The 24,934-nt window shown below is 74.1% G+C and carries 23 protein-coding genes; 10 read left to right on the top strand and 13 right to left on the bottom strand.

The features are described 5' to 3' along the window. Nucleotides 1–210 precede the first annotated feature (210 nt). The 8 genes from IE330_RS11940 to IE330_RS40030 form a co-directional block, all read right to left on the bottom strand. Nucleotides 211–366, bottom strand: coding sequence for a hypothetical protein (locus IE330_RS11940; RefSeq protein ID WP_190135934.1), 156 nt, complete (start codon nt 364–366; stop codon nt 211–213). Nucleotides 367–503: 137 nt separating this feature from the next. Then, nucleotides 504–782 carry a DUF3253 domain-containing protein gene (locus IE330_RS11935; protein WP_268257284.1) on the bottom strand — a complete coding sequence of 93 codons (279 nt, stop codon included), beginning with the start codon at nt 780–782 and terminating at the stop codon, nt 504–506. Nucleotides 783–819: 37 nt separating this feature from the next. After that, nucleotides 820–1,167 carry a hypothetical protein gene (locus tag IE330_RS11930; protein ID WP_190135906.1) on the bottom strand — a complete coding sequence of 116 codons (348 nt, stop codon included), beginning with the start codon at nt 1,165–1,167 and terminating at the stop codon, nt 820–822. Nucleotides 1,168–1,338: 171 nt separating this feature from the next. Next, entirely contained in the window at nt 1,339–1,713 is a 375-nt protein-coding gene (locus tag IE330_RS11925) for a nuclear transport factor 2 family protein (protein WP_190135905.1), read from the bottom strand. Between the two features lie 721 nt (nt 1,714–2,434). Further along, nucleotides 2,435–3,115, bottom strand: a complete 681-nt coding sequence (locus tag IE330_RS11920; RefSeq protein ID WP_190135904.1) for a response regulator — start codon at nt 3,113–3,115, stop codon at nt 2,435–2,437. Then, on the bottom strand, nt 3,103–4,383 hold the full coding sequence (locus IE330_RS11915) for a sensor histidine kinase (protein WP_190135903.1): 1,281 nt from the start codon (nt 4,381–4,383) through the stop codon (nt 3,103–3,105). Before IE330_RS11915 ends, IE330_RS11920 begins: the two co-directional genes overlap by 13 nt. Before the next feature lie 290 nt (nt 4,384–4,673). Continuing rightward, entirely contained in the window at nt 4,674–5,450 is a 777-nt protein-coding gene (locus IE330_RS11910; protein WP_229925579.1) for a sigma-70 family RNA polymerase sigma factor, read from the bottom strand. A gap of 405 nt (nt 5,451–5,855) precedes the next feature. Beyond that, nucleotides 5,856–6,896: a hypothetical protein gene (locus tag IE330_RS40030; RefSeq protein WP_190135902.1), complete on the bottom strand. Its 1,041-nt coding sequence runs from the start codon at nt 6,894–6,896 to the stop codon at nt 5,856–5,858. Nucleotides 6,897–7,488: 592 nt separating this feature from the next. Between IE330_RS40030 and IE330_RS11900 the strand changes: the two genes are divergently transcribed. From IE330_RS11900 to IE330_RS11885, 4 genes are all read left to right on the top strand, one after another. Beyond that, entirely contained in the window at nt 7,489–7,869 is a 381-nt protein-coding gene (locus IE330_RS11900; RefSeq protein ID WP_030682464.1) for a cell division protein SepF, read from the top strand. 201 nt (nt 7,870–8,070) lie between these two features. Continuing rightward, nucleotides 8,071–9,270, top strand: coding sequence for an AAA family ATPase (locus IE330_RS11895; RefSeq protein ID WP_190135901.1), 1,200 nt, complete (start codon nt 8,071–8,073; stop codon nt 9,268–9,270). Between the two features lie 12 nt (nt 9,271–9,282). Then, a complete protein-coding gene (locus tag IE330_RS11890) occupies nt 9,283–9,606 on the top strand; it encodes a nucleotide pyrophosphohydrolase (RefSeq protein WP_190135900.1) in 324 nt (107 codons plus the stop codon). 571 nt (nt 9,607–10,177) lie between these two features. Then, nucleotides 10,178–10,666, top strand: a complete 489-nt coding sequence (locus IE330_RS11885) for a DUF6099 family protein (RefSeq protein WP_190135899.1) — start codon at nt 10,178–10,180, stop codon at nt 10,664–10,666. Nucleotides 10,667–11,086: 420 nt separating this feature from the next. Here IE330_RS11885 and IE330_RS11880 read toward each other — a convergent pair whose 3' ends face one another. Next, on the bottom strand, nt 11,087–11,284 hold the full coding sequence (locus IE330_RS11880) for a hypothetical protein (RefSeq protein WP_190135898.1): 198 nt from the start codon (nt 11,282–11,284) through the stop codon (nt 11,087–11,089). A 263-nt stretch (nt 11,285–11,547) separates the two neighbouring features. Between IE330_RS11880 and IE330_RS11875 the strand changes: the two genes are divergently transcribed. Next, nucleotides 11,548–12,471, top strand: a complete 924-nt coding sequence (locus IE330_RS11875) for an LLM class F420-dependent oxidoreductase (RefSeq protein WP_190135897.1) — start codon at nt 11,548–11,550, stop codon at nt 12,469–12,471. A 39-nt stretch (nt 12,472–12,510) separates the two neighbouring features. Here the strand turns inward: IE330_RS11875 and IE330_RS11870 are convergent, their stop codons facing one another. Continuing rightward, nucleotides 12,511–13,107, bottom strand: coding sequence for a YbaK/EbsC family protein (locus tag IE330_RS11870; RefSeq protein WP_190135896.1), 597 nt, complete (start codon nt 13,105–13,107; stop codon nt 12,511–12,513). Nucleotides 13,108–13,182: 75 nt separating this feature from the next. On the opposite strand from IE330_RS11870, the gene IE330_RS11865 reads away from it, so the two are divergent. After that, nucleotides 13,183–14,145 carry a nitrilase-related carbon-nitrogen hydrolase gene (locus IE330_RS11865; RefSeq protein ID WP_229925578.1) on the top strand — a complete coding sequence of 321 codons (963 nt, stop codon included), beginning with the start codon at nt 13,183–13,185 and terminating at the stop codon, nt 14,143–14,145. On the opposite strand, the gene IE330_RS11860 is transcribed toward IE330_RS11865, so the two are convergent. Further along, complete coding sequence (locus IE330_RS11860; protein WP_190135895.1) at nt 14,106–15,512, bottom strand: ATP-grasp domain-containing protein; 1,407 nt, start codon at nt 15,510–15,512, stop codon at nt 14,106–14,108. The genes IE330_RS11865 and IE330_RS11860 overlap by 40 nt on opposite strands. A gap of 3 nt (nt 15,513–15,515) precedes the next feature. Beyond that, entirely contained in the window at nt 15,516–17,051 is a 1,536-nt protein-coding gene (locus IE330_RS11855) for a PqqD family protein (RefSeq protein ID WP_229925577.1), read from the bottom strand. A 577-nt stretch (nt 17,052–17,628) separates the two neighbouring features. Between IE330_RS11855 and IE330_RS11850 the strand changes: the two genes are divergently transcribed. From IE330_RS11850 to argF, 4 genes are all read left to right on the top strand, one after another. Continuing rightward, on the top strand, nt 17,629–19,227 hold the full coding sequence (locus IE330_RS11850; RefSeq protein ID WP_190135894.1) for a 3' terminal RNA ribose 2'-O-methyltransferase Hen1: 1,599 nt from the start codon (nt 17,629–17,631) through the stop codon (nt 19,225–19,227). Further along, a complete protein-coding gene (locus IE330_RS11845; RefSeq protein ID WP_190135893.1) occupies nt 19,224–21,767 on the top strand; it encodes a polynucleotide kinase-phosphatase in 2,544 nt (847 codons plus the stop codon). Before IE330_RS11850 ends, IE330_RS11845 begins: the two co-directional genes overlap by 4 nt. 143 nt (nt 21,768–21,910) lie before the next feature. Next, nucleotides 21,911–23,140 (top strand): arginine deiminase, encoded by a 1,230-nt coding sequence (locus tag IE330_RS11840; RefSeq protein ID WP_190135892.1) that lies wholly within the window; start codon nt 21,911–21,913, stop codon nt 23,138–23,140. Between the two features lie 107 nt (nt 23,141–23,247). Next, nucleotides 23,248–24,273 (top strand): ornithine carbamoyltransferase, encoded by a 1,026-nt coding sequence (argF, locus tag IE330_RS11835; protein ID WP_229925576.1) that lies wholly within the window; start codon nt 23,248–23,250, stop codon nt 24,271–24,273. Here the strand turns inward: argF and IE330_RS11830 are convergent. After that, nucleotides 24,270–24,758, bottom strand: coding sequence for an ATP-binding protein (locus IE330_RS11830; protein WP_190135891.1), 489 nt, complete (start codon nt 24,756–24,758; stop codon nt 24,270–24,272). The genes argF and IE330_RS11830 overlap by 4 nt on opposite strands. Nucleotides 24,759–24,934: the final 176 nt, after the last annotated feature.

Raw genomic sequence — 24,934 nt, 5'->3', positions numbered from 1 at the left:
ACGGTGCCCCGGAACAGCGGTGCGGCGGTCGGGCGTCAGCGTGGAGTGGCCAACGCGCCCGGAGAGCGGGGAGTGTGACATGGCCACGCCTGATGAGGTGGCCGGTCGAGCAGGAGCCACGCGCTGTTCATGCTTCCCATCGAATCTTGTGCGACTCCCTCGGACAAGCTCTACGGGCTTCTCCTGACACTGCCCTGGCGCTGCTGCACCTCAGGCCCGGACCGAAAAGAGGAAGTCGATCAGCTTGCCGTCGACAAACAGCAGGACGAGGCCAGCGACTCTGTACACGGTCAGGTTGCGGCGCAGCAGATCATGCGACGCAGGCGTGTAGCGGACACCGCGCAGCGCCAGAGGGAGGCGCAGCATAGGGAGTGGGTGGCAGTGCTCAAACCTCCTGAGGGACGCTGACCGACTGGTTCCCGTCTCTGCGGGATGCTGCCCCTCAGGTGCCGACCGCAGTGCGGTGCCCGGCGCGGATGGGGCTGTCGTCCGGAGCCGGCGCGTTACGACGGGTTCGCGCGGCGGATGCGGATCGGGCCGGGGGTGGCGGGGTCGGTGACGGGGTGGCCGGATCGGGTTACCTGTACCTTGCCGGCTGCTGCCAGGCGCCAGGCTGCTCGGCGGGTGGGTTCCATCAGGGCGCGCCAGCCTTCGTCGTCGCCTTCGTAGGCCTCGCGCGCGGCCTCAGACGGGCAGATCGACGCGGTGGCCGCGCGCCGGTCCAGCAGGTTCATGATGACCTGCTCCAGGTGGTGGGTGAGGTGGGGGTCCGGTTCTGGCACGTTGTCGAGTGTGGCACCGTTCGCCCGAGAGTGCGCCTTATGCTCCCGTCTTGATCTCGATCAGCTCGCGGCTCTGGAGGGCGTGCAGGGAGAAGCGCCAGAGTTGGCCCTCCCAGGTGGTGGCGTAGACCGTGCCGGTGGTGCCGTCCAGGGGGACGCCGTGGGGGGCGAAGGCGCCGCTGACGGTCCTGACCGCCGCGGTGGTGGGCGTGCCCAGGCCGTCGGCGAGCTGCTGCGGTTCGCCCTGCTGCCGCAGGTCGACCTGGAACAGGATTCCGATCCTGGAGCGACCAACTGAGCGTGTTCGAGACCGAGAACTCGACCCGGCGGTCCATGTGACCGGTCGTGGGTCGGTCCGGTTGACGAACGTTTTCTCGTAGATCACGTCCGGAGCGGGCTGCTGGATGTCGCTCCGCTCCTCGATGGAGCGGGACGCCCATGTTCATATGGGTGGTCCACCCGCGTTCGTGTGCAGAGTCCCCCGGGGCGCCCCCGCTGCCGGAGTGTTCCGGTGGCAGGGGCGGCTCTTGTGGCGGTGGCGCGGGAGGTGGTGGTGTCAGATCGCCGGGCGGTAGAAGTAGGTGCGGCGGCTGATGATTTTGCCGTCGCGGACGGTGTACGCGTCCGAGAACTGTTCGTCGAGGGGCGCGCCGGTGCGGCTCGTGCCGGTGAACCGGCCCCAGCACGCGGCCGTCTCCAAGTCGCTCACCACGTGCCGTACTTGGTGGTGGCCGGTGGCGACCACACGCTCGACCCGGTAGAAGTGTTCGATCTCCGCCAGGCCCCGCAGCGGGTCGTAGCCGGGGCGGTCGTAGACGCAGTCCTCGGCGAAGACGAGGCCTAGGTCGTCCCAGCGTGCCGCGTCGATGATGGTGAAGAGCTCGGTCACCAGGTTCCCGGCGGACCGTATGACTGTGGTCGGTGAAGTCATGTCGCCCTCTCTGTGCTTGTTCTGCGCTGTCTGCACTGTTCTGTACCGTTCTGCGCGGTGGTTCCGCGCACGCGCGGCGAGATGGAGTGCGGTGCGGTGCGATGTGGTGCGGGTGTGGTGTGGTGTGTGGTCAGGCGGAGCGCGGTGGGCGTTCGGTGGTCCGGTCCGTGTCGTCGGGCGCGCAGGTCGTCGCGGTACGGCGAGCCGTGTGGGACGTAGGGGACGCGTGGGGTCGGCGTGCCGTGTGGGCCGTACCGGTCGTACGAGGTGTGCCGGGCGCCCGCCTGTCTCGACCGGGCGCAGGCGTCGCCGGGGACGTGGCCGTGCTGATCGGAGTCGCTTCCGTCCTGGCGCTGAGTGCGGTGCGGGCACAGGAGCCGGAGCGGGTGCCGGGCTTCGGGACGGCGGGCGCGGCAGGTGCCGGACCGGCCGGGCGGTGCAGCATGAGGATCATCGAGTACCCCCCCGGTACCCAGGAACTTCACGGCGCGGAAGGCCCGCGCGGAGTAGGTGTGTCCTCGGACCGCGTGCCCACGAGGACGCTAGCCGTTGAGTTGTGAAGCGATCAATCGCCTGCTGCCGTATGGCTGGAACGGGCGCTTGTGGCCGGGGCGCGGAGCCGTGGGTTCCCGCAGTTGGGAGGGGCGCGGGTCGTCCCGTGAGGCGCTCGGGGCGGGGTGGGCATGGCCGGATTCGCCGCGGTGGGTGCGAGGGGCGGGCCTCAGGGCGAGGGCGGCGGCGGTTCCTCCGTGGCGCTGTCGCGGAGGTGGGCCAGGACCGCGAGGACCCTGCGGTTGCCCTCGGCGGGGTCCAGGTCGAGCTTGGCGAAGATGTTGCTCGCGTGCTTCACCACCGAGGCCTCGGTGACCGTGAGGCGGTGGGCGACGGCCTGGTTGGTGAGGCCCTGGGCCATCAGGGCCAGGACCTCGTGTTCGCGGGGCGTGAGGCGGGCCAGGGGCCGGGTGCGGCGGGCCAGGAGGACGCGGACGACCTCCGGGTCGACGACCGTCTCGCCGGCGGCCACCCGGCGCAGTGCGTCGAGGAAGTCCGCCACCTCGCCCACCCGGTCCTTGAGGAGGTAGCCGAGGCCGGTCAGGCTCGTGCCGCCGCCGGACAGGAGCTGGGTCGCGTACGCCGTGGCGACGTACTGGGAGAGGACCAGGACCGGCAAGTCGGCGTGGTCGGCGCGGAGTTCGAGGGCCGCCTTGAGCCCCTCGTCGCGGAAGCCGGGCGGCATGCGGACGTCGGTGACCACGATGTCCGGAACCTCGGACTCCACCGCGCGCTTCAGGGCGGGGGCGTCGCCCACCGCCGCGGCCACCTCGTGGCCGCCGCGCGTGAGGAGCTCCACGAGCCCGGCGCGCAGCAGTACGGCGTCCTCGGCGAGGACTACGCGGAGCACGGAACCTCCACTGTCAGTTCGGTCGGGCCGCCGACGGGGCTCGCGACCGTCAGCCGTCCGTCCAGGATCGCCAGCCGGTCCGCCAGGCCCGTCAGGCCGGTGCCGCGCGCCGGGTCGGCGCCGCCGCGGCCGTCGTCGGTGATCCTCAGCGTAAGGCGTCCGTTCCGGAGCCTGCCGGTCACCGTCACCCGGCCGGCACCGCTGTGCTTCGCCGCGTTGGCCAGGGCCTCGGTCACCGTGAAGTACGCGGTGGTCTCCACGGCGTCCGGCAGCCGGTGCGGCAGGTCGATGTCGACGGCGACGGGCACGGGGTGGCGCAGCGCGACCTCCGTGACGGCGGCCGCCAGGCCGTGGTCGGTGAGGACCTGCGGGTGGATGCCGCGGACCAGGTCGCGCAGTTGCTCCAGCGCGCGCCGCGCCTCACCGCGGCCGCGGGCGAGGAGCTCGGCCACCGCGGGGTTGCCGTCCCCGAGCTCCATCTCGGCGAAGCCCAGGGTCATGGTGAGCGCGACCAACTGCTGCTGCGCCCCGTCGTGCAGGTCGCGTTCGATGCGGCGCCGCTCGGCCTCGAAGGCGTCGGCCAGGCGGGCGCGCGAGCGGGTGAGTTCGCGGACGTGCCGCGTCAGCGGCTCGTCGCGGGGCGCCAGCAGGAAGTGCGCCGTCCGTACGTGTACGCCGGTGAGCAGGCCCGCCGCGTAGGCGGCCAGGGCGAGTGCCAGGGCGCCCACGGCGGTGAACGGCAGGGCCGCGAGGGGGTGGGGCACCGCCTCGCCCGGGATGATCATCACCGTGTCCGGGGCGAGCGCCCACACGAGGACGGGCGACACGACCAGCAGGCCCGCGAAGAGCAGGAGCAGCGCCACGCCGAGCCCCACGGCGGGAGACACCAGCGCGAGCAGCCACGCGTAGCCGAGCTCCCGCCACGTCGCCCGCTCCCCGCACCGGGTCCGCAGCCAGGCCCGGAGCCCGGCGTCCGACACGGGCCGGTGCGGGTCCGGCAGCGGCTGCGGCTCGACGAGCCGCAGGCGGCGCCGCTCCAGGCGCCCGAGCGGGAGCCCGGCGAGCGCGGCCCCCACCAGCAGGGCGAGGCCGACGCCGACGACGGACAGCACGAGCCCGCCGACGAGGAGCGCCGCCATCGCCAGGAGCACCGCGAAACCGAGCGGGACGCCGCCGCACAGGTACGCCCAGCAGCGCAACGGCCACGAGGAGAACAGGAACCGGTGCGGCGGCAGGTGCCGCATCGCGTCCCACACGGCTACGGGCACGGGCGCGGACGCGGCTTCCCTTTCATGGCCACCGCCGCCCTGGACGTGCGGCTCGCGTGCTCGGCTCGGCCCGTCTGGCCCGTCTGGCCCGTCTGGGCCGTCCGGCTCGGTCGGCCCGTCCGCTCCGTCCGGCGGGTGCCCCCGCATCGGCGCCGCCTCCCGCGGAATGTCGTACTCCATGATCTCGGCGAAGCCTAGCGGGGAGCCGCCCGCGCGGGCAGGGCGCCCGCCGCGCGCGACAGGGCGCCCCGGGGGCGGCGCGCCACGACGCCGCCCCCGGGCGTACGCGCCTACGCCGCGGCCAAGGCCTCGATCAGCGTGGCCCGGGCGCGTGCCACGCGGGAGCGGACCGTGCCGACGGGGCAGCCGATGGCCGCGGCCGCCTCCGCGTACGGCTGCTGCAGGACCTGGGTGAGGACGAACGCCTGGCGTCGCTCCGCCGGGATCGCGGCGAGGAGTTCGGCCAGCGCGATGCCGTCCTCGAACCCGGGCAGGCCGCGCGGCTGTGCCTGCTCCGCGGCGGCCTGCCAGTCGTCGCGGTCCGAGAGCCGCGGCCGGGCCGCTGCGTGGCGCAGGCTGTCCACGACCGTGCGGCGCGCGATGGACAGCAGCCAGGTCCGCGCCGACGACCGCCCCTCGAACCGGTGCAGGCTGCCGAGCGCCCGCAGGAACGTGTCCTGCGCCAGGTCGTCGGCGGCCTGCGGGTCGGCGCTCAGGTGCGCGACGTAGCGCAGTACGTCGCGGTGCAGCGCCCGTACGAACCGGTCGACGGCCTCGGGGTCCCCGTCGCGCGCGGCGAGCGCGAGCCGCGTGACGGGTTCGTCGGCGGTGTCGGTGCGCCGGGTGCTTCGGCTGACGGGGCCGACGGGAGTGACCGGGCCGACGGGGCTGACGGGGTTGACGGGGGTGACGGAGGTGGCCCGGGTGGTGCGGGTGTCCGCGCGCGTGGTCGTCCGGGACGCGTCCGGGGCCGGGGCCGGACGCGGGCCGTCCGGGTCCGCCGACCGGCAGGGGCGGTGGCCTTGCGGGAGTTTTCGGGCAGGTGGAGTCGTCGGAGCAGGAGTCATCGCCTGATGTCCTTCACGGAAGCCGGAGTTCGGTTCCGGTTGCGCCCGGAGCGCGCGGTGCGCGCGGGCGCCGCCGGTGACGGGTGACGTACGGCCCTGCGGGCCCCTGGCGGGGCGGCACGGGCCGCTGCCCGGTCGCGCGTACGACGAGGAGCGGCGCGGCGCGGGGTGCGCCGGGCCGGGCGGGCGGCACGGGTTGCGCCGCCGGGCGTCGTCGTGGCGGGCCGGGAAACCGGCTGTCAGCCGACAGTGAGCACGTCAGTCATCGCGACGGTGGTCCTGGTGAGGGCCGTTGGTGATGGCCGTGGGCGAGGGCCGTTCGTGGTGGCCCTGGCAGCGGACCTGTGGGCGGTTCCGCGGGTGCCTCCGTCGGCGGTCCCGTCGAGGGGACCGTCGGCGGTCCTGTCAGCCGACAGCGAGCCCGGGTGGCGGACCCCGTGTGGTGAGGGCGTGGACGAGGAGGAGCCGCCGCAGCCGCCGCGCGCCGTGGTCACGGCGCGGGCGCGGCTGCGGCCGGTGCGGGGGCAGGGGCCGCGGCAGTACGAGGCGCAGCGGCGCGGCGAGCCAGCCCGCCACGGCGCGGCCGATGCGGAAGGCGGCGCGCTCGCCGTACGCGAGCCACAGGCCGCACAGCAGCGCGGCCAGCAGGTGCGCGGCGAGCATGCCGAGCGGCGACATGCCTCCCATGTCGTGCTCGGCGTGTCCGGCGTGCAGGTCGTGCAGGCCGGTCATGAGGTGCCCGCCGTGCAGGTCACCCATGAGGTCGCCGCCGTGCGTGCCGGGTGTGCCGTGCAGGTCGTGCAGGCCGCCCATGACGTGCCCGCCGTGCAGCCCCTGCATCCCGTCTGCCGCGCCGGACACGGCGTCGACGGCACCGGCCGCATCGACGGTATCGACGGCACCGGCCGCGCCGGACATCGTGCCGTTCGGGGCGCCGCCGCCTCCGGCGGAGGACAGGTGCGACATGTCGTGCCCACCATGGCCCGAGGGCACAGCGTCCCGCAGGCCCATCGCGTGCCCGGCGTGCCCGGCCTGCCCGACCGCCTCGTGCAGACGGCCGCCCAACCCCGCGTCGGTCACGACGCGGAGCGCGTCCGCCTCGGACATCTCCGCCGTGCCGCCCGCCCCGCAGAGCAGATGGCGTGCCCACTGGCGGGCCACGGATGTGCCGCCCGCCGCCGGGGGCCGGGCCACGGTCTGCGCGAGTGAGAACCACGCGTGCAGGGCGCCCTGCGCCACCACGGACGCGGAGGTGACCACCAGGACGCCGCGCTCACGCCCGGCGAGGAACCAGGCCCCCGCGAACGTCGCCGCGCCCGCCGACGGCAGCGCCCACCAGGGCAGCGGGGCCGCCGACATCAGGGCGTGGCCGGTGGCCGCGAGCAGCACACAGGCGGCCGCGAACACCGCAGCCCGTACCGCGCGACAGCTTCGGCCCCCAGTCATGGCGGCCTCATCTTTGCATCCGCCTGCCGCCGCCGACGGAGGGGTCCGCCCTGTTCGGCCGCCGCTCCGCCCCCGACCCGTCATGTGGCGCGGGTCACGCGCGGGCCCGGGAACCGGCACCGCCGTACGTCCGACTCCTGACCGGCCCTCCACCGCGCGGCAGCGCCGCACCGGGGTCGCGCGCGGTCCCAACAGGGTGATGCGCCTGCCCGCGGGGACCGGCGCGGAGGACGACCGTCCGCATCGACTCGACGTTCGCGCCCTCGTGTTCCACTCCGCGCTCCCGGGTTCGGACGGCGGCGCGTGCGGCGGGCGACGGGCGCCCCGCGCCGACAAGAAGGGGGAGTTCCCGCGCGCGGTGCCGGGCACGAGGGTGGGGACGGCCCCGGGCTGGGGGCGGAGGGTTCCCGCACGCGGGGGCACACGGGAGAGGGGAGCGGGGTCGTGAGACGCGTGGCGCGGGGTGGGACGCGGGGGCGGCAGCGCCGTCGCGCGCGTCGTCACCCTCGTGTCGCAATTGGGCCAACCGGGTGAGGTGACGTAAGAATTGCCTGGTACGGACGTTGAGGACGAGCCAGGACGGGGTTGCTCTGTGACCAGCAACGAAGCCACCGACGAGCAGTGGGAAGGGCTCGCGCAGGTCGTGCCGCTGCGCGGTCGCAACGAATGGCCGTCGTGGCCGGGCCACCGCTCGCTGCCCGACGCCGAGACCGAGACCCGGCGGCGCTTCGTCGTCACGCGCGTCAACGTCTTCTCCGACGCCCGCGAGGTCGCCGAGAACCTGATGGCGCAGATCCCCGTACTGCTCGACCTCAGCGGCGCCGAGACCGAGACCGCCAAGCGGGTCCTCGACTTCAGCAGCGGCGTCGTCTTCGGCCTGGGCTGCGGCATGCACCGCGTCGAGAAGAACGTCTTCCTGCTGTCGCCGCCCGACACCGAGGTGCAGGGCCTGGTGGAGGCCGCCACCGTCTGAGCGGGAACCGGGCCGAGCGGTCCGGCCCCGACGGGGATCCGCGCAAGGGTTCGGGCGGGGGTCCGGCGGCCCGGGGCGCTCCCGGTGCGGCTAGCCCAACTGCCCAGCTCACGAGGCATATTGTACGGTGATCGCCCGATCGGGCGAAGGGTGGCGGGGCAAAACGGTTCGCCTGCGCCACCGCGGCTTAACTTCCCGTGCATGACTGTGCACTCCCGCCGGACGTTCGCGCAGGATCCGACAGGCCGGGACAAGCCGCGCGTCACCGAGCTACGGCTCTCCGCCTTCGCCGGGCACCGGGCCGCCGCGTTCCCGCTCGGCCCGCTCACCCTGTTCGCGGGGCCGAGCGGCAGCGGCAAGACGAGTGCACTGCGCGCGTACGAGGCCCTCGCGCTGCTCGGCGCGGGCGCGGAGCTCGTCGACGTGTTCCCGCAGCCCGCGCGCTGCGTGCCCGAGCGCGCCCGCGCCGACGGCCAGGCCCGCCGCGGCTTCCGTATCGGCTGCACCGTCGACGGCCCCGCGGGCCCCGTCCGCCTCGACGTCGCCGTCCAGGCCGAGCCGGAGCTGCGCATCGCGGGGGAGCGGCTGACCCGCGACGGTCTCACCCTCCTGGAGACCGCGCTGCGGGACCCCGGGCGCCGCGCCGTCCAGGCCTCCTGGCACACGGCCGGCGCCGCGCCGGTCACCCGGGCGCCGCTGCCCGACGACCGGCTCGGCACCGCGCTGCTGCCGCTGCGGGTCGCGGGCAAGACCGACGGGCAGCGGCTCGTGCTCGCCGCCGCCGAACAGGTCGTCGTCGCGCTGCGCTCGGTGTTCTCCTGCGACCCGCGCCCCGGCCGGATGCGCGAGCCCGTGCCCGCCGGGCCCGTCGCCGAGAGCCGGCTGCTGAGCGGCTGCGACAACCTCGCCCAGGTGCTGCGGCGCACCCGCTCCGAGTGCGGCCACCGCCACGCCCAGCTCGTCGCCGCGCTGCGCGCCGGCTGCGCCGGGCCGGTCGCCGACGTGCTGGCCGAGCCGACGGCGCGGGGCGCGCTGCGGGCCGTGCTCGACCGCGGGGACGGGGTGCGGACCTGCGTGGGCCGCCTCGGCGACGGCGAACTGCGCTACCTGGCGCTCGCCCTGGTGCTGCTCACCGGACCCCGCGTCCTGGAGGTCGACCCGGTGGCGGAGGTCCCGGAGGCGTACCAGAGCCTGACCGTCCTCGCCGACGGCTTCGACCGCTGCCTGGACCAGCGGCAGAAGCGGGCCCTCGCGGACCTCGCGGCCCGCGCGTGCGGGCGCGGCCACATCCGGCTGATCGGCGCCGTCGCCGACGCGAGCTGGGCGGCGACGGCCGACGGCGTCACCGTGGTGGACCTCGGGCGCGCGGGGTGCGGCGGCATGCAGCAGGCCGGGGTGTAGTTGACTGGGGCCGTGACCGATCACGACATCGCGGGACTGCAGCGCAGGCTGGCCGAGTTCGCCGCCGCGCGCAACTGGGAGCCCTACCACACGCCCAAGAACCTCGCCGCCGCGCTCAGCGTGGAGGCCTCCGAACTCGTGGAGATCTTCCAGTGGCTGACCCCGGAGGAGTCGGCCCGCGTCATGGAGGACGCCGAATCGGCCCACCGGGTCGCGGACGAGGTCGCCGACGTGCTCGCGTACCTCCTTCAGTTCTGCGAGGTGCTCGGCATCGATCCGCTCACGGCACTCGCGGCGAAGATCGACCGGAACGAGGAGCGCTTTCCCGCGCCCTGACGGGCGGGGCCGCGGTTTTGCCTGCCTGCTGGCTGCTGCCGTCTTTTGCCTGTCGTCTGCCGTCTTTTGCCTGTCGTTTGCCGTCTGCTGCCGTCCGCTACCTGCCGTCTGCCGTCTGCCGTCTGTCGTCTGCTGCCGTCCGTCGTCTGCTGGCTGTCGTTTGTCGCCTGCCGTCCGCCCGTTGCCGTTGCCGTGCCGCCGTCCCCGCGTCGCTGTCGTCGCCGCGCTGCCGGGCGGCGCCCTGCGTGTGTCCGCCGGGTCCCGGAGTACGTGGTTCCGGGGACGCCCCGCGTACGCCCCGGGGTCGCGGCCGCCGGTCGCCGCGCGGGGTCGTGGAGCCCATCCACCCCGTAAGTCCGCCGCAGTCACCGCGCGTTGAGCGGTCCGAAACCCCGGCATACCCACCCTCTTGTCACTCTCCGTAGTGAATGCATTGTCCACACTCAGATTTTTGTCCACAGATTTCAGGCTTCCTCTGGCTTTTCGCACCGAAGGGGCTCACTGTGGGTAGTGAACAAGGGAGTTCGGGTGCACGTGCCGCGGGTGGGCGCGGGATGAATGGGGACGGCGCATGGATGCGATGCGGCTCATCGAGGCGACAAGATGCGCCTTGGCGCGGAGTCAGGAGCCCGCGGTCATCGTGGCGGAGGTGTGGCAGTCCCAGGCTCTGGCCCAGGCGATAGGTCATCGCCTCGCCGTCGCGGGCCCGCCGGAGTTACGAGGGGAGGCGCTCGGCCTCAGCGAGCTGAGCGGCCGGGGCTGCGGTCTCCTGGACCCGCCGCGCTCCGAGGCGGAGGACATACGGGCGGCTGGTCTGACGGGGATCGGCGACGCCCACGACACGCTGCTGGGTCTCGGTGCCCTGCTCGCCGAGGCCGGGATCGCCCTCGTCTCGGTGGCGATGAGTGCCGATGACGAGGGGCTGTACTGGCAGTGCATGGAGTCGATCGACGCGGCTGACGAGTCGCGGGACCGGGTGGTGGAGATGCTGCGCAAGCTTGCCGCCCGTTCTGGCGAGGGCGCCTGTGACAGGTGTGGCGGCACCGTCCTCGGCGGGTGACGGGGGCTCGGCCCCCGTGTCCCCCGTGTCTCCTCCACGTGCTCCCGGGTCATGCCCCGGGGGTGCGCCCCTTTGCGGTCGGTCGCTCGCCGTCTGGTTCTGCGGGTGCTCGCCGGCTGGTCGCGCAGTTCCCCGCGCCCCTTACGGGGCGCTCCGTAGAGGCGCGGGACAACCAGCAGGCACGAGGAAGCTGCCGGGAACGTGCCCCGAAGGGGCGCGGGGAACTGCGCGAGCAACCACGTACTACCGGCAGGTGTGAGGTAGCTGGCGGGGGTGCGCCCCGAAGGGGCGCGGGGAACTGCGCGAGCAACCATGTACTACCGGTATGTGCGAGGCGGTCGGCGGGAGCGTGCCCCGTAGGGGCGCGGGGAACTGCGCGACGGGCCGCAGGCTAAGGGGCGGCCCGGCCGCGGAGCGGGGTCAGTGGGGGTGGGGGCCGGGGGCGTCCGTGGGCGGGCGCTGGAGGTCGGCGTCCAGCCGGGACAGGTCCGCGTTCAGCGCGGCCATCAGCTCCTCCATCTGCTGCAGCAGACCCTTGGACGCACCCCGCGGCCCGGGCAGGGACTCCTCCGGCGTGAGCGGGTCGTGCGCCTGCTCGGGCACGGCTTCCTGGGACATCACGGCCTCCTCGGCCCGCGCCTCGCCGGACGTGAGCATTCCGGCCGGGCGAGGCAGTTGGTGCGGCGGGACGCGTCGGCGGCGGCCGCCGGCGCGGGTGCCGGGCGGCCCGGCTCCGCCCGAGCCAACGATCACCGGCTCGGCGCAGTCACTGCGCCGGGCCCGCGCCGCCGTCGGGTTGACGGATTTTCACCCGACCGGTGCGCGGCGGGACCGGCGGGACCGGTGAGGTTGACGGGCGTTCGAGCGTGCAGGATGGGGCCATGGACCTGCGCATCTTCACGGAGCCCCAGCAGGGGGCCACCTACGACACCCTCCTCGCCGTCGCCAAGGCCACCGAGGATCTGGGCTTCGACGCCTTCTTCCGTTCGGACCACTACCTGAGCATGGGCTCGGCCGACGGCCTGCCCGGGCCGACGGACGCCTGGATCACCCTCGCCGGACTCGCCCGCGAGACCAGGCGGATCCGGCTCGGCACGCTGATGACGGCGGGCACCTTCCGGCTGCCGGGCGTCCTCGCCATCCAGGTGGCACAGGTCGACCAGATGTCCGGCGGCCGGGTCGAACTGGGCCTGGGCGCGGGCTGGTTCGAGGACGAGCACAAGGCGTACGGCATCCCGTTCCCGAAGGAGAAGTTCGGCCGCCTGGAGGAGCAGCTCGCGATCGTGACGGGGCTGTGGGCCACGCCCGTCGGCGAGCGGTTCAGCTACGACGGGACGTACTACCACCTGACGGACTCGCCCGCGCTGCCCAAGCCCGCGCAGACCAAGGTGCCGGTCCTCATCGGCGGCCACGGCGCGAAGCGCACCCCGCGCCTCGCCGCGCGCTACGCCGACGAGTTCAACATCCCCTTCGCCTCCGTCGAGGACAGCGAGCGCCAGTTCAAGCGCGTCCGCGAGGCCGCCGAGCAGGCCGGGCGGAGCGCCGGTGACCTGGTGTACTCCAACGCCCTGGTGGCGTGCGTCGGCAAGGACGACGCGGAGGTCGCCCGGCGCGCCGCGGCCATCGGCCGCCAGGTGGACGAGCTCAAGGCCAACGGCCTGGCCGGCTCCCCGGCCGAGGTCGTCGACAAGATCGGCCGGTACGCCGAGACCGGCGCGAGCCGGATCTACCTCCAGTGCCTGGACCTGGACGACCTCGATCACCTGGAGCTGATCTCCGCGCGGGTGCAGTCCCAGCTCTCCTGAGCGGAGCGGACCGACAGCCCTCCGCGGGGGGCTGTCGGCTCAGCCGCGGGTCAGCGGCAGCAGGTGCGGCCGGGCGATGTCGAGGTAGTCCTGGGTCGACAGGGCCACCGAGTGGTCGAGGCACGCCGCGTTGAAGTAGATCTCCGGATGGCGCAGCAGCGCGGGGTCGGTGTAGAGCGGGAGCGTCGGGTCGAAGCTGAACGGCACGATGGAGCCGCACCGGCAGCCCGTGAGGTCCTCGGCCTTCTCCCGGGAGGCGAGCGCCGCGTCGGTGCCCCGGTAGAGCCGCCGTATCTGCTCCATGTCGATCTGGCGGTCGCCGGGGACGACCGTGAGGAGGTACTGGCGGGAGCGGCTGCCCAGCCCCACCCGCACCACCATGCACTTCGCGGCCGCGTCCAGCCGGTGGCCGCGCAGGGCGCTGGCGGCGTCCGTCCGGCCTTCCGGCGGATGGTCGATGACCCGGTACCGGGCCCCGGCCCGGTCGAGCAACTCGATCAGCCGCCCATAGCCGTCCGTCCTCACGGTGTTCCTCGTGGTCCCCGTGGTGGCCCCTGCGGTCGTCCCCGTGGTGGTCCCCGTGGTCGTCCCCGTGGTGGTCGTCCCCGTAGTGGTGTTCTTCGCGGTGGTCTTCATGGTGCTCGCCCTTCCGTGCGGCGGTGTGCGCCGATATCGCGCCACCCCGCTGTGCCGATTCCGTATGTTTGCGTCATGAATCGGATGCAGGTAGCCGTCGTCCAGGCCGGGTCCCCGCTGTTCGACACGGGTGAGGCGCTGGCCAAGGCGCAGCGGCTCATCACTGCGGCCGCGCGGGACGGCGCCGAGGTCGTCGTCCTGCCGGAGGCGTTCATCGGCGGCTACCCCAAGGGCCTGGACTTCGGGGTGACCGTGGGCTCGCGGTCGGCGCCCGGCCGCGAGGAGTTCCGCCGCTACTGGGACGCGGCGATCGACGTGCCCGGCCCCGCCACCGAGGCGCTGGGCGCGCTCACCCGGGAGCTGGGGTGCCACGCCGTGGTCGGGGCGGTGGAGCGCAGCGGCCGCACGCTGTACTGCGTGGCGCTGTTCTTCGGGCCGGGCGGACTCCTCGGCAAGCACCGCAAGCTGATGCCGACCGGCGCGGAGCGGCTGATCTGGGGCCTGGGCGACGGCTCCTCGATGCCGGTGGTGGAGATCGGGCGCGCCCGCCTGGGCTCGGCCATCTGCTGGGAGAACTACATGCCGCTGTTCCGCACCGCGATGTACACCAAGAACGTCGACCTGTGGTGCGCGCCCACCGTGGACGACCGGGAGAGCTGGCAGGCGACCATGCGGCACGTGGCCCTGGAGGGCCGGTGCTTCGTGCTCAGCGCCTGCCAGTACCTGACGCGCGCGGAGCTGCCGGCGGACGTCCACCCGGTGCAGGGGGACGAGGGGAGCACCGTGCTGATCGGCGGGGGCAGCGTCATCGTCTCGCCGCTCGGGGAGGTGCTGGCCGGGCCGTTGCGGGACGGGGAAGGCGTCCTCACGGCCGACCTCGACCTCGGCGAACTCGCCCGGGCGCGCTTCGACCTCGACGTGACGGGGCACTACGCCCGGCCGGACATCTTCGCGCTGCACGTCGACGAGCGCGCCAAGGAGGGCGTCGTTTCGAGCGATCACGGGGACCCGCCCCCCGGTCCGGCCCCGGCGCAGTAGAGGAGCCGCTCGCGCACCCACGCCGGGTCCTCGTGCTCGACCGTGACGCGGCCGAGGACGGCGGCGTGGCGCTGCCGGTCCGAGGCCAGGCAGGCGAGCTCCCGCTCGGTGAAGTCGTCGGGCCCGGGCACCGGAGGGCTGGCCTCCACGCGTACGCGCCCCTGTCCGGCGGCGAGCGCCCGCGCACGGGCCAACTGGTGCGGGTCGGTGGCCAGGAGCTGACCGGCCGCGCGGTGGCGCCGGCCGTCCGGGCGGGACCCGTACGGCGGCTCGCCGCGCGTCTCCTCCGGGGGCCCACCCCGCAGCTCCTCCTGCGGCTCGTCCCGCGCCTCTTGAGGAGGGCCGTCCGGGACCTCGCGCTCCAGGTGCGCGGCGAAGGCGTGCTCCGCCCAGTCCAGACCGCAGACGCGGGAGACGAGGGCCACCAGCCCGAACCCCGAGAGGCGGAAGCCCATCTCGATGAAGTGCGGGCCCTCGCCGTTCTGGATCACGTCGATGTGGAACGGGCCCTCGGCGTAGCCGGTGGCCGTCACGCAGGCCTGCGCCAGCGCCGTGAGCGCCTGCGGGGCGGACCGGCCCGGTGCCGCGAGGTGGCCCGCCTCCCGGAACCCCCGGAGCTCTCCGTTCGGCTCGGGCAGGACGAGCTTCTCGCAGAAGGTCAGCAGGTGGGCCCGGCCGTCGTGGGCCAGGCACTGCACAGAGTACTCCGTACCGGAGACGTGTTCCTCGACGAGGAGGCCGCTGAAGGCCGCGCCGCCGTAGTTGGCGGACGCGGCGGCGTCCCGCAGGGCCCGCGCGCGTTCCGCCTCGTCCCGTACGAGGAAGACGCCGAGCCCGCCCGCGCCGTCGACCGGCTTGACGACCTGCGGGAACGCGAGCGCGAAGAGGGGGCCGTGCCGCTCGGGGCCGCGGCCGTCCCCCGCCGTGGTGCCGGTGCCGACGGTGCCCGGGTCCACCCGCGCGTACCGGGGCTGCAGCACCGCGGGGGCGTGCCGGCGCAGCGCCGTGCGCTGCGCCGCCTTGTCCGGGGGGACGAAGTGCCGTCCGGCGCGCGGCCAGGGCGCGACGCGCGCGGCGGCCGCGAGGCGGAAGGCGCTCACCACGTACCGGTCGAACCCCGCGAGCACCAGGGCGGGCGTGACCCCGGCGGCGCGCAAGGCGTCGCCGACCTGCCCGCAGTCCTCGGGCTCCGGCACCGGCAGCTCCAGGTCGAAGGGGCGGCGGCGCAGGTGGCGGCGCCACCGCAGATAGGCGGGCGTCTCCACGAGGACGGCGGTCATGCCCCGCGCACGCGCACAGCGCAGATACGGGTCCAGGCCGTCGCGCGTGGCTCCGATCTGCACGAACGCGCCGCGGGCGTGCGCCACGGCTCACCGCCCGGAGAGGGTCTCGCCGACTTCCGGCCCGTCGGGGGCGTGCCGGGTGCGGATCCGCTCCTTGTGGGGGTCCCCGCGCAGGATGCTCTGCACGAGAGCGGGGTTGAGCTCGCTGCCGTACAGGGTCCGCAACTGCCCGAGCCCCAGGCCGCTCAGCTCCTCCAGGTCGGCCGCCAGCCCGGCATCGCCGCCCGCGACGGTGCCCGTGTCCCCGGCGTCCCCGGCCCCGCCGGAGAGCAGGGCGCGGACGGCCGCCTCCTGGCCGGCGAGACGGGGCGCCTGGCTCCCCAGGTAGGGGCGCAGACCGGCGCCGGCCGCGGTGAACGGCGAGTGGACCATGCACACCAGTTGCCGCTCCCCGAGCCCGTAGGCCTCCTGTGCGAAGGCGTTGACGCGCCGGCGCAGACCCTCGTGCGCCTCCGGGTCCGCGTACCGCGCCGCCATCGTGTCGATCAGCGGCTGCGGGAACTCCTTGCGCCGCATCAGGCGCAGCGCGAAGGCCGCGTACTCGTCCAGGCCCTCGCGGTAGTCGCGGTGGAAGAGGAACTGGGCCTTCAGGCCCCGCAGATGAGCCATCAGCGCCGGGTTGGCGCAGTCGGACTCGGTGAAGCTGAAGGCGAGGTCGTCGAAGACGAAGCCGAGGTGGCGCGTGAGCAGGTCCCAGTGGCTGCCCGCGTCGTACGCCGTGCCTCCGTAGATGGAGAAGAACCGCAGGTGGGCGGGGACGTCGCAGCGCACGCCGTGGCCGGTGTCCCCGGCCCCGTCCGGCCCGTGGATGTCCTCGAAGTAGGCGCGCGCCACGTCGTCGAGCGCGCCGAGCACCTGGCCGAACCCGCCCGGTGCCCGCGGCCGGGCGCGGCGGGGCACCTTGCGGGCGAGCTGGTTGATCCACGCCGTGTAGGCCCGCTGCTCCTCGGCCGAGTCGCCGGTGATGATGACGTCGGCGCCCCGGCCGTACGAGGCGGCGACCCCGAAGGCGTTGGCCATGCTCAGGTTGCAGGCGTTGCAGAAGGTGGGCCGGGCGTCGGCGCGGGTGCGGTGGCCGGTCATCAGGATGTCGGCGCGGTTGCGCGCCGTCACCTCCGGCGAGCGCGGGACGTCGACGTCGAAGGCCCGCACGTCGCCGCCCTCGACGAGCAGCAGCTCGCACGCGGGGTCCGCGGGCATGCCCAGCGCGGTGTAGACCCGGTCGATGTTCTCCATCACGGCCCGCGGCATGCCCGCGTGCCAGTTGGTGGCCGCCCGCAGGACGAACGTCCTGCCGTGCCACTGGTCGATGAGCAGTTGCATGCCGCGGACGAACGCCACCGTGTAACTGCTGTCCTTCCCGCCCCCGTAGGCGACCAGGACCGTCCCGTCGTCGCGGGCGTCCGGGTCGCGCAGCAGGCGGTGCAGTTCGTGCGCGGAGCCGCGGATCGCTTCGCGGTCGTGCGGCGTGAGGTGGGCGAGGAGTCCGTCCAGGGCCCGGGCCCGTAGGGTCGCCACCCCCGTGCCGGCCGCCGGTGATGTCACGCTGGCTGAGGGCTTCACGGGGTCCTCCGTCCGTGAGATGACGCGTCGTACGACCTCTCGACGCGGCCTTCCTCAGTCTCGGCAGGCGCGCCTCACGGTGCATGCGGAGGGAGGCTCCGCCGCCCGGCGGCCTTGCCGGGCCACGAATTCGAAACATGTGTTCGACGGTGTCGTGACGGAAGGGCGGCCGTGCGTCCGCGTTACGCCGAACGGGTGATGCGACTCGGGTGCGGCCCGCTCGACGGCGAGGAGTGCCGCCCCGTCCGGCGGTCGGCGGACGGGGGCCGAAATGCCTGAGTGCGCTCACCCGCTTCGATGTACGTTTGTGCGGGCACGCCAGGGGGGAGCGCCCCGCGCCGGCGAACCGGTCGCGGGCGGCGCGCACGCGTGCGGGCGAGGGGCGAGGGAGGGCCCGGAGCCGCACTCCCCGCAGCGTGTCCGTCCCGTCGCCGTGTCCCGTCCCGCCACCGCAGGCCGCCGACAGCCGCCGACAGCCGTCGGCGTCCGGCTCCCGCGGACCGGGCGACGCGCGCGCACCCGGCACGAACCGTCCACCATCCGCAGCTTTCGAGGCATACACCAAGGCAGACCCACCGTGTTCCTGACGATCAGCACGACCGGCACCCCGGAGCGTCCCGCGACCGACCTCGGCTTCCTGTTGCACAAGCATCCAGGGAAGGCGCAGGCGTTCTCCACCTCCTACGGGCGCGCCCACGTCTTCTACCCGGAGGCGTCCGCCGAGCGCTGCACGGCGGCGCTGCTCCTGGAGGTGGACCCCTTGGCGCTGGTACGGCGGGCCAAGGGCGGCAAGGGCAAGGGCGGCGGCGCCCCGGACGCGGCGCTCGCGCAGTACGTGAACGACCGCCCCTACGCGGCCTCCTCGCTGCTCGCCGTCGCCCTCAGCGCCGTGTTCTCCAGCGCGCTGCGCGGCGTCTGCAAGGCCCTGCCCGAGCGGGCCGGGGAGCCGCTGCCGCTGCGCGTGGAGGTGCCCGCGCTGCCCGCGCGCGGCGGCCCCGACCTGGTGCGCGCGCTGTTCGCGCCGCTGGGCTGGACGGTCGCCGCCGAGCCGGTGCCGCTGGACGAGCGCTTCCCCGACTGGGGCGCCTCGCGCTACGTACGCCTGGTCCTCCGGGCGCCGGAGGGCACCCTCACCCTGAGCGAGGCGCTGCGCCACCTGTACGTGCTGCTCCCGGTCCTGGACGACGCCAAGCACTACTGGGTCTCGGACGACGAGGTCGAGAAGCTGCTGCGCGCCGGGGACGGGTGGCTCGCGGCGCACCCGGAGCAGAAGCTGATCACGAGCCGCTACCTGTCGCGCCGCTGGTCGCTCACGCGCCAGGCCATGGAGCGCCTCGAACTGGTCCGGCTCGCCGACGCCGACGACACGGACGTCGAGGAGATCGACAACGCGGTGGCGGACGGGCCCGAGACCGAGGCCGAGACCGAGGCCGGTTCCGAGGCCGCCGGTACCGGCCCCGCCGCGACCGGTGCCGCCGAGCGGACGGCCCCGCTCGCCGTGCTGCGCCGCGAGGCCGTCGTCGCCGCGCTCCGCGCCGCCGACGCCGCCCGGGTGCTCGACCTCGGCTGCGGCCAGGGCCAGTTGGTGCAGGAGCTGCTCAAGGACACCCGGTTCACCAAGGTGGTGGGCGTGGACGTGTCGATGCGCGCGCTCACCGTCGCCGCGCGGCGGCTGCGCCTGGAGCGCATGGGCGAGCGGCAGGCCGAGCGCGTGGAGCTGTTCCAGGGCTCCCTCGCGTACACCGACAAGCGGCTCAAGGGGTACGACGCGGCGGTGCTCTGCGAGGTCGTCGAGCACGTCGACCCGGAGCGGCTGCCCGCCCTGGAGTACGCGGTGTTCGGCGCGGCCCGGCCCCGTACCGTCCTCGTGACCACGCCGAACGTCGAGTACAACGTCCGCTGGGAGTCCCTGCCCGCCGGGCGCTCCCGCCACAGCGACCACCGCTTCGAGTGGACGCGCGCCGAGTTCCGCCGGTGGGCCGACGGCGTCGCCGCCCGGTACGGCTACGACGTCACGTACGCGCCCGTGGGACCCGACGACCCCGAGGTGGGGCCGCCCACGCAGATGGCCGCGTTCACCCAGCGCACGGCCACCACGCCCACGGACCACGGCATGAACGAGAACAGCAGGCACAGCGGGAGCAGCACGAGCGACGAGGGGGCGGAGGCCGCATGACCGGGACCGAGACCAGGGCGCGTGCCCTGCCCGTCACCGACCTGTCCCTCGTCGTCCTGATCGGCGCGTCCGGCTCGGGCAAGTCGACGTTCGCGCGCAGGCACTTCGCGCCGACCGAGGTGCTCTCCTCGGACTTCTGCCGCGGCCTGGTCGCCGACGACGAGAACGACCAGAGCGCCAGCCGCGACGCCTTCGACGTGCTGCACTACATCGCGGGCAAGCGGCTCGCGGCGGGCCGCCGCACCGTCGTCGACGCCACCAGCGTGCAGCAGGACAGCCGCCGGCAACTCGTCGAGCTGGCCAGGAAGCACGACGTGCTGCCCGTCGCCATCGTCCTCGACGTGCCCGAGGAGGTGTGCGCCGCGCGCAACGCGGCCCGCACCGACCGGGCCGACATGCCGCGCCGCGTCGTCCAGCGGCACATACGCGAGCTCAAGCGCTCCCTGCGCCACCTGGAGCGCGAGGGCTTCCGCAAGGTGCACGTCCTCAGGGGCGTCGAGGAGGTCGAGGCGGCCACGGTCGTCACCGAGAAGCGCTACAACGACCTGACCCACCTCACCGGCCCCTTCGACATCATCGGCGACGTCCACGGCTGCGCGCGCGAGCTGGAGACGCTGCTCTCGAAGCTCGGGTACGTCGACGGGGCGCACCCCGAGGGCCGGACGGCCGTCTTCGTCGGCGACCTCGTCGACCGCGGCCCCGACACCCCGGGCGTGCTGCGCCGCGTGATGTCCATGGTCGCGGACGGCACCGCCCTGTGCGTGCCCGGCAACCACGAGAACAAGCTCGGCCGCCACCTCAAGGGCCGCAAGGTCCAGCACACGCACGGCCTCGCCGAGACCGTCGAGCAACTGGAGGGCGAGAGCGAGGAGTTCCGCGCCCGGGTGCGGGAGTTCGTCGACGGCCTCGTCAGCCACTACGTCCTCGACGGCGGCAAGCTCGTCGTCTGCCACGCCGGGCTGCCGGAGAAGTACCACGGCCGCACCTCGGGCCGGGTCCGCTCGCACGCGCTGTACGGCGACACGACCGGCGAGACCGACGAGTTCGGGCTGCCCGTGCGCTACCCGTGGGCCGAGGAGTACCGCGGCAGGGCGGCCGTCGTGTACGGCCACACGCCCGTGCCCACGGCGACCTGGCTGAACAACACCATCTGCCTGGACACCGGCGCCGTCTTCGGCGGCAAGCTCACCGCGCTGCGCTGGCCGGAGCGCGAACTCGTCGACGTACCGGCCGAGAAGGTCTGGTACGAACCGGCGAAGCCGCTGCGCACCGACGCGCCCGGCGGCCACGACGGCCGGCCCCTCGACCTCGGCGACGTGCACGGCCGCCGGGTGGTGGAGACCCGGCACGCCGGGCGGGTCACCGTGCGCGAGGAGAACGCGGCGGCGGCCCTGGAGGTCATGAGCCGCTTCGCCACCGACCCGCGCCTGGTGCCGTACCTGCCGCCGACGATGGCGCCCACGGCCACGTCCGGCCGGGACGGCTACCTGGAGCACCCCGCCGAGGCGTTCGCGCAGTACGCGAAGGACGGCGTGGCGCGCGTCGTGTGCGAGGAGAAGCACATGGGCTCGCGCGCGGTCGCCCTGGTCTGCAAGGACGCGGACGCGGCCCGCGAGCGGTTCGGCGTGGACGGCCCCACGGGCTCGCTGTACACCCGCACCGGCCGCCCGTTCCTGGACGACGCGGTGCTCACCGAGCAGGTCCTCGACCGGCTGCGGGACGCCGTCGCCGCCGCCGGTCTCTGGGCGGAGCTGGACACCGACTGGCTGCTCCTCGACGCCGAGCTGATGCCGTGGTCCCTCAAGGCGACCGGCCTGCTGCGCACCCAGTACGCCGCCGTGGGCGCCGCGTCCGGCGCGGTCTTCCCGGACGCCCTGAACGCCCTGGAGGCGGCCGCCGCGCGCGGCGTCGACGTGGGCGACCTGCTCGACACCCAGCGGGAACGGGCCGCGGACGCCGCCGCGTTCACCGACGCCTACCGCCGCTACTGCTGGCCGACGGACGGGCTCGACGGCGTGCACCTCGCGCCGTTCCAGCTCCTCGCCGTCCAGGGCCGCAGCCTCGCCGCGCTGCCGCACGACGAGCAACTGGCCCTGATCGACCGCATGGTGGAGCACGACGGCTCGGGCCTGCTGCGCACCACGCGCCGCCTGTACGTGGACACGGGCGACGCGGAGTCGGTGCGCGCGGGCATCGACTGGTGGCTGGAGATGACCGGGCGCGGCGGCGAGGGCATGGTCGTCAAGCCGGTCGGCGCGCTGGTCCGCGACGGCAAGGGGCGCCTGGTGCAGCCGGGCATCAAGTGCCGCGGCCGGGAGTACCTGCGGATCATCTACGGACCGGAGTACACGCGCCCGGAGAACCTGGAGAAGCTGCGCGGGCGCTTCCTCGGCCACAAGCGCTCGCTCGCGATCCGGGAGTACGCGCTCGGCCTCGAAGCCCTCGACCGGCTGGCGGACGGCGAGCCGCTGTGGCGGGTCCACGAGGCGGTGTTCGCGGTGCTCGCGCTGGAATCGGAACCGGTCGATCCGCGTCTGTGACCCGCAGGACGGCCGCGCCGCCGGTGTCCCGCCGGGCGTCCTGCCCGGCGGGACACCGGCGGCGGCGCCCGCGTGCCGCCGTACGACGTGATTCCGCGCGCCTTGTACGCGTCAGGCGGCCCCCGAGAGGTGAGGATGGGGGCATGGGATTCCACGTCGACTCCGAGGCCGGGCGGCTGCGCCGCGTCATACTGCACCGACCGGACCTGGAGCTGAAACGGCTGACGCCCACCAACAAGGACGCGCTGCTCTTCGACGACGTCCTGTGGGTGCGGCGGGCGAGACAGGAGCACGACGGCTTCGCCGACGTGCTGCGCGACCGGGGGGTGACGGTCCACCTCTTCGGTGACCTGCTCACCGAGACGCTGGAGGTGCCGGCCGCGCGCAAGCTCGTCCTGGACCGCGTCTTCGACGAGAAGGAGTACGGGCCGCTCGCCACCGACCACCTGCGCGCCGCGTTCGAGGCGCTGCCCTCCGCCGAGCTCGCCGAGGCGCTGGTCGGCGGCATGACCAAGCGGGAGTACCTGGAGCGGCACCCGGAGCCCACGTCGGTGCGGTTCCACTGCATGGAGCTCGACGACTTCCTGCTCGGCCCGCTGCCCAACCACCTGTTCACGCGCGACACCTCCGCGTGGATCTACGACGGCGTGTCCATCAACGCGATGCGCTGGCCGGCCCGGCAGCGCGAGACCGTGCACTTCGAGGCGATCTACCAGCACCACCCGCTCTTCCACGGCCAGGTCTCGCACGTCTGGTCCCAGGGGCAGGCCGACTACCCGTCCACCATCGAGGGCGGCGACGTCCTGGTCATCGGCAACGGCGCCGTGCTCATCGGCATGAGCGAGCGCACCAAGCCGCAGGCCGTCGAGATGCTCGCGCACAAGCTGTTCGCCGCCGGTTCGGCGCGCACGATCGTGGCGCTCGACATGCCCAAGCGGCGCGCGTTCATGCACCTGGACACGGTCATGACGATGGTCGACGGGGACACGTTCACGCAGTACGCGGGCCTCGGCATGCTGCGCTCGTACACGATCGAGCCCGGCGTCGACGAGCGGGAGCTGAAGGTCACCGACCACCCGCCGGAGCACATGCACCGGGCCATCGCCGCGGCGCTCGGCCTGGACCGCGTCCGCGTCCTGACCGCCACCCAGGACGTGCACGCCGCCGAGCGCGAGCAGTGGGACGACGGCTGCAACGTCCTCGCGGTCGAGCCGGGCGTCGTGGTCGCGTACGAGCGGAACGCGACGACCAACACCTACCTGCGCAAGCAGGGCATCGAGGTGATAGAGATCCCCGGCAGCGAGCTGGGGCGCGGCCGGGGCGGGCCGCGCTGCATGAGCTGCCCGGTGGAGCGGGACCCGGTCGGGGGCTGACGCGGGGGCGGGGGCTGTCGGGGCCCTCCCGGGGTACGGGGTGCATAGATTTGTGGGTGATCGTATATAGTTCCAGAATCACGCATTCGCACCCCAGGAGCGCCCCCATGGCGAACGGCCCGATCAGCCCCGACCTCACCGGCCGCCACTTCCTCAAGGAGGTGGACTTCACCGCCGAGGAGTTCCGAGGTCTGCTCGCCCTCGCCGCGGAGCTCAAGGCCGCCAAGCGGGAGGGGCGCGAGCAGCGGCGGCTGACCGGCAGGAACATCGCCCTGGTCTTCGAGAAGCCCTCGACCCGCACGCGCTGCGCCTTCGAGGTGGCCGCCGCCGACCAGGGCGCCACCACGATGTACATGGACGCCGCGGCCACGCACATCGGGCAGAAGGAGTCCGCGAAGGACACCGCCCGCGTGCTCGGCCGGATGTTCGACGCGATCCAGTACCGGGGCGACGCCCACGGCACGGCCGAGGCGCTCGCCGCCCACGCCGGCGTGCCCGTCTACAACGGCCTGACCGACTCCTGGCACCCCACGCAGATGCTGGCCGACGTCCTGACCATGACCGAGCACTGCGCCAGGCCCCTGGCGGAGACCGCCTACGCCTACCTCGGCGACGCCCGCTACAACATGGGCAACTCCTACCTCGTGACCGGCGCCCTGCTCGGCATGGATGTCCGGATCGTGGCGCCCAAGGAGTACTGGCCCGCCGACCACGTGGTCGCCCGGGCGCGGGAGCTCGCCGCGGCCAGCGGTGCCCGGCTCACGCTCACCGAGGAGGTCGCCGAGGGGGTCGCGGGCGCCGACTTCGTCGCCACCGACGTCTGGCTGTCCATGGGGGAGCCCGCCGAGGTCTGGGACGAGCGCATCCGCGCCCTGTCGCCGTACGCCGTCACGACCGAGGTGCTGCGCGCGACCGGCAACGCCGACGTGAAGTTCCTGCACTGCCTGCCCGCGTTCCACGACCTGGACACGACGCTGGGGCGGGCGCTCGGCGAGCGCCATGGGCGGAGCTGGCTCGAGGTCAGCGACGAGGTCTTCGAGTCGGAGCACTCCGTCGTCTTCGACGAGGCGGAGAACCGGCTGCACACCATCAAGGCGGTCCTGGTCGCGACCCTCGCGGCCGCCCGGACCTAAGGTTCCGCGGGCCCCTCGGGTTCGGCGGGTTCCTCGGGCCCCTCGGGCTCGGCGGGCCCTTCGGGCCGGGCCGGGGCCGAGAGGCGGAACCACACCGCCTTGCCGGTCGGCGTGGGCCGGTGCCCGCACGCCGAGCTGAGCGTGCGGATCAGCAGCAGCCCCCGGCCGTGCTCCTGCCACGGGTCCGGCGCGTCCCCCGGCTCCGGGTCGGTCAGGTCGCCGGGCGGCGCCGGGTTGGAGTCCCGCACCTCGACCTGGCACTGCGTCGGCAGCAACTCGATGAGCAGCTCTATCGGGGCGTGCCCGGGCGCGTGCTCCACCGCGTTGGCGACCAGCTCGGCGGTGAGCAGCTCGGCCGTGTCCGTGTCCGCCGTGGAGCCGATGTCGGTGAGCGCGGTCCGCACCAGGGCGCGCGCGATCGGCACGGCTGCCACCGTGTGCGGCAGCGCGATGCGCCAGCTTGCGGGGGAGTGCGGTTCGGGCACGTGCGGGTCCGTTCGGCGAGCAGGTGGTCCGGGGCGGTCCTGCTTTCAACCGTACGAATCCTAAGCGGAACGGCGACAGGGCCCTTCGTCGGGCCGTGCCCGGGACCTCGGGGTGCGCGCACTCGGTGCCCGCGCCCGGCGCCCGATCCCGCCGCCCGCGCCCGGCGCCCGCGCCC

This window comes from Streptomyces longispororuber (assembly GCF_014656095.1).
GTDB classification, from domain to species: domain Bacteria; phylum Actinomycetota; class Actinomycetes; order Streptomycetales; family Streptomycetaceae; genus Streptomyces; species Streptomyces longispororuber.
The sequence above is the reverse complement of the archived record's forward strand: the minus strand, read 5'-3'. Positions and strand labels throughout refer to the sequence as shown.

Coding starts and splice junctions, on each gene's coding strand:
- IE330_RS11880 (WP_190135898.1), bottom strand. CDS start 11,284: ATGTCCCAGGAAGCCGTGCCCGAGCAGGCGCACGACCCGCTCACGCCG.
- IE330_RS11870 (WP_190135896.1), bottom strand. CDS start 13,107: ATGAAGACCACCGCGAAGAACACCACTACGGGGACGACCACCACGGGG.
- IE330_RS11865 (WP_229925578.1), top strand. CDS start 13,183: ATGAATCGGATGCAGGTAGCCGTCGTCCAGGCCGGGTCCCCGCTGTTC.
- IE330_RS11910 (WP_229925579.1), bottom strand. CDS start 5,450: ATGACTCCTGCTCCGACGACTCCACCTGCCCGAAAACTCCCGCAAGGC.
- argF (WP_229925576.1), top strand. CDS start 23,248: ATGGCGAACGGCCCGATCAGCCCCGACCTCACCGGCCGCCACTTCCTC.
- IE330_RS11875 (WP_190135897.1), top strand. CDS start 11,548: ATGGACCTGCGCATCTTCACGGAGCCCCAGCAGGGGGCCACCTACGAC.
- IE330_RS11845 (WP_190135893.1), top strand. CDS start 19,224: ATGACCGGGACCGAGACCAGGGCGCGTGCCCTGCCCGTCACCGACCTG.
- IE330_RS11885 (WP_190135899.1), top strand. CDS start 10,178: ATGGATGCGATGCGGCTCATCGAGGCGACAAGATGCGCCTTGGCGCGG.
- IE330_RS11925 (WP_190135905.1), bottom strand. CDS start 1,713: ATGACTTCACCGACCACAGTCATACGGTCCGCCGGGAACCTGGTGACC.
- IE330_RS11840 (WP_190135892.1), top strand. CDS start 21,911: ATGGGATTCCACGTCGACTCCGAGGCCGGGCGGCTGCGCCGCGTCATA.
- IE330_RS11940 (WP_190135934.1), bottom strand. CDS start 366: ATGCTGCGCCTCCCTCTGGCGCTGCGCGGTGTCCGCTACACGCCTGCG.
- IE330_RS40030 (WP_190135902.1), bottom strand. CDS start 6,896: ATGACTGGGGGCCGAAGCTGTCGCGCGGTACGGGCTGCGGTGTTCGCG.
- IE330_RS11895 (WP_190135901.1), top strand. CDS start 8,071: ATGACTGTGCACTCCCGCCGGACGTTCGCGCAGGATCCGACAGGCCGG.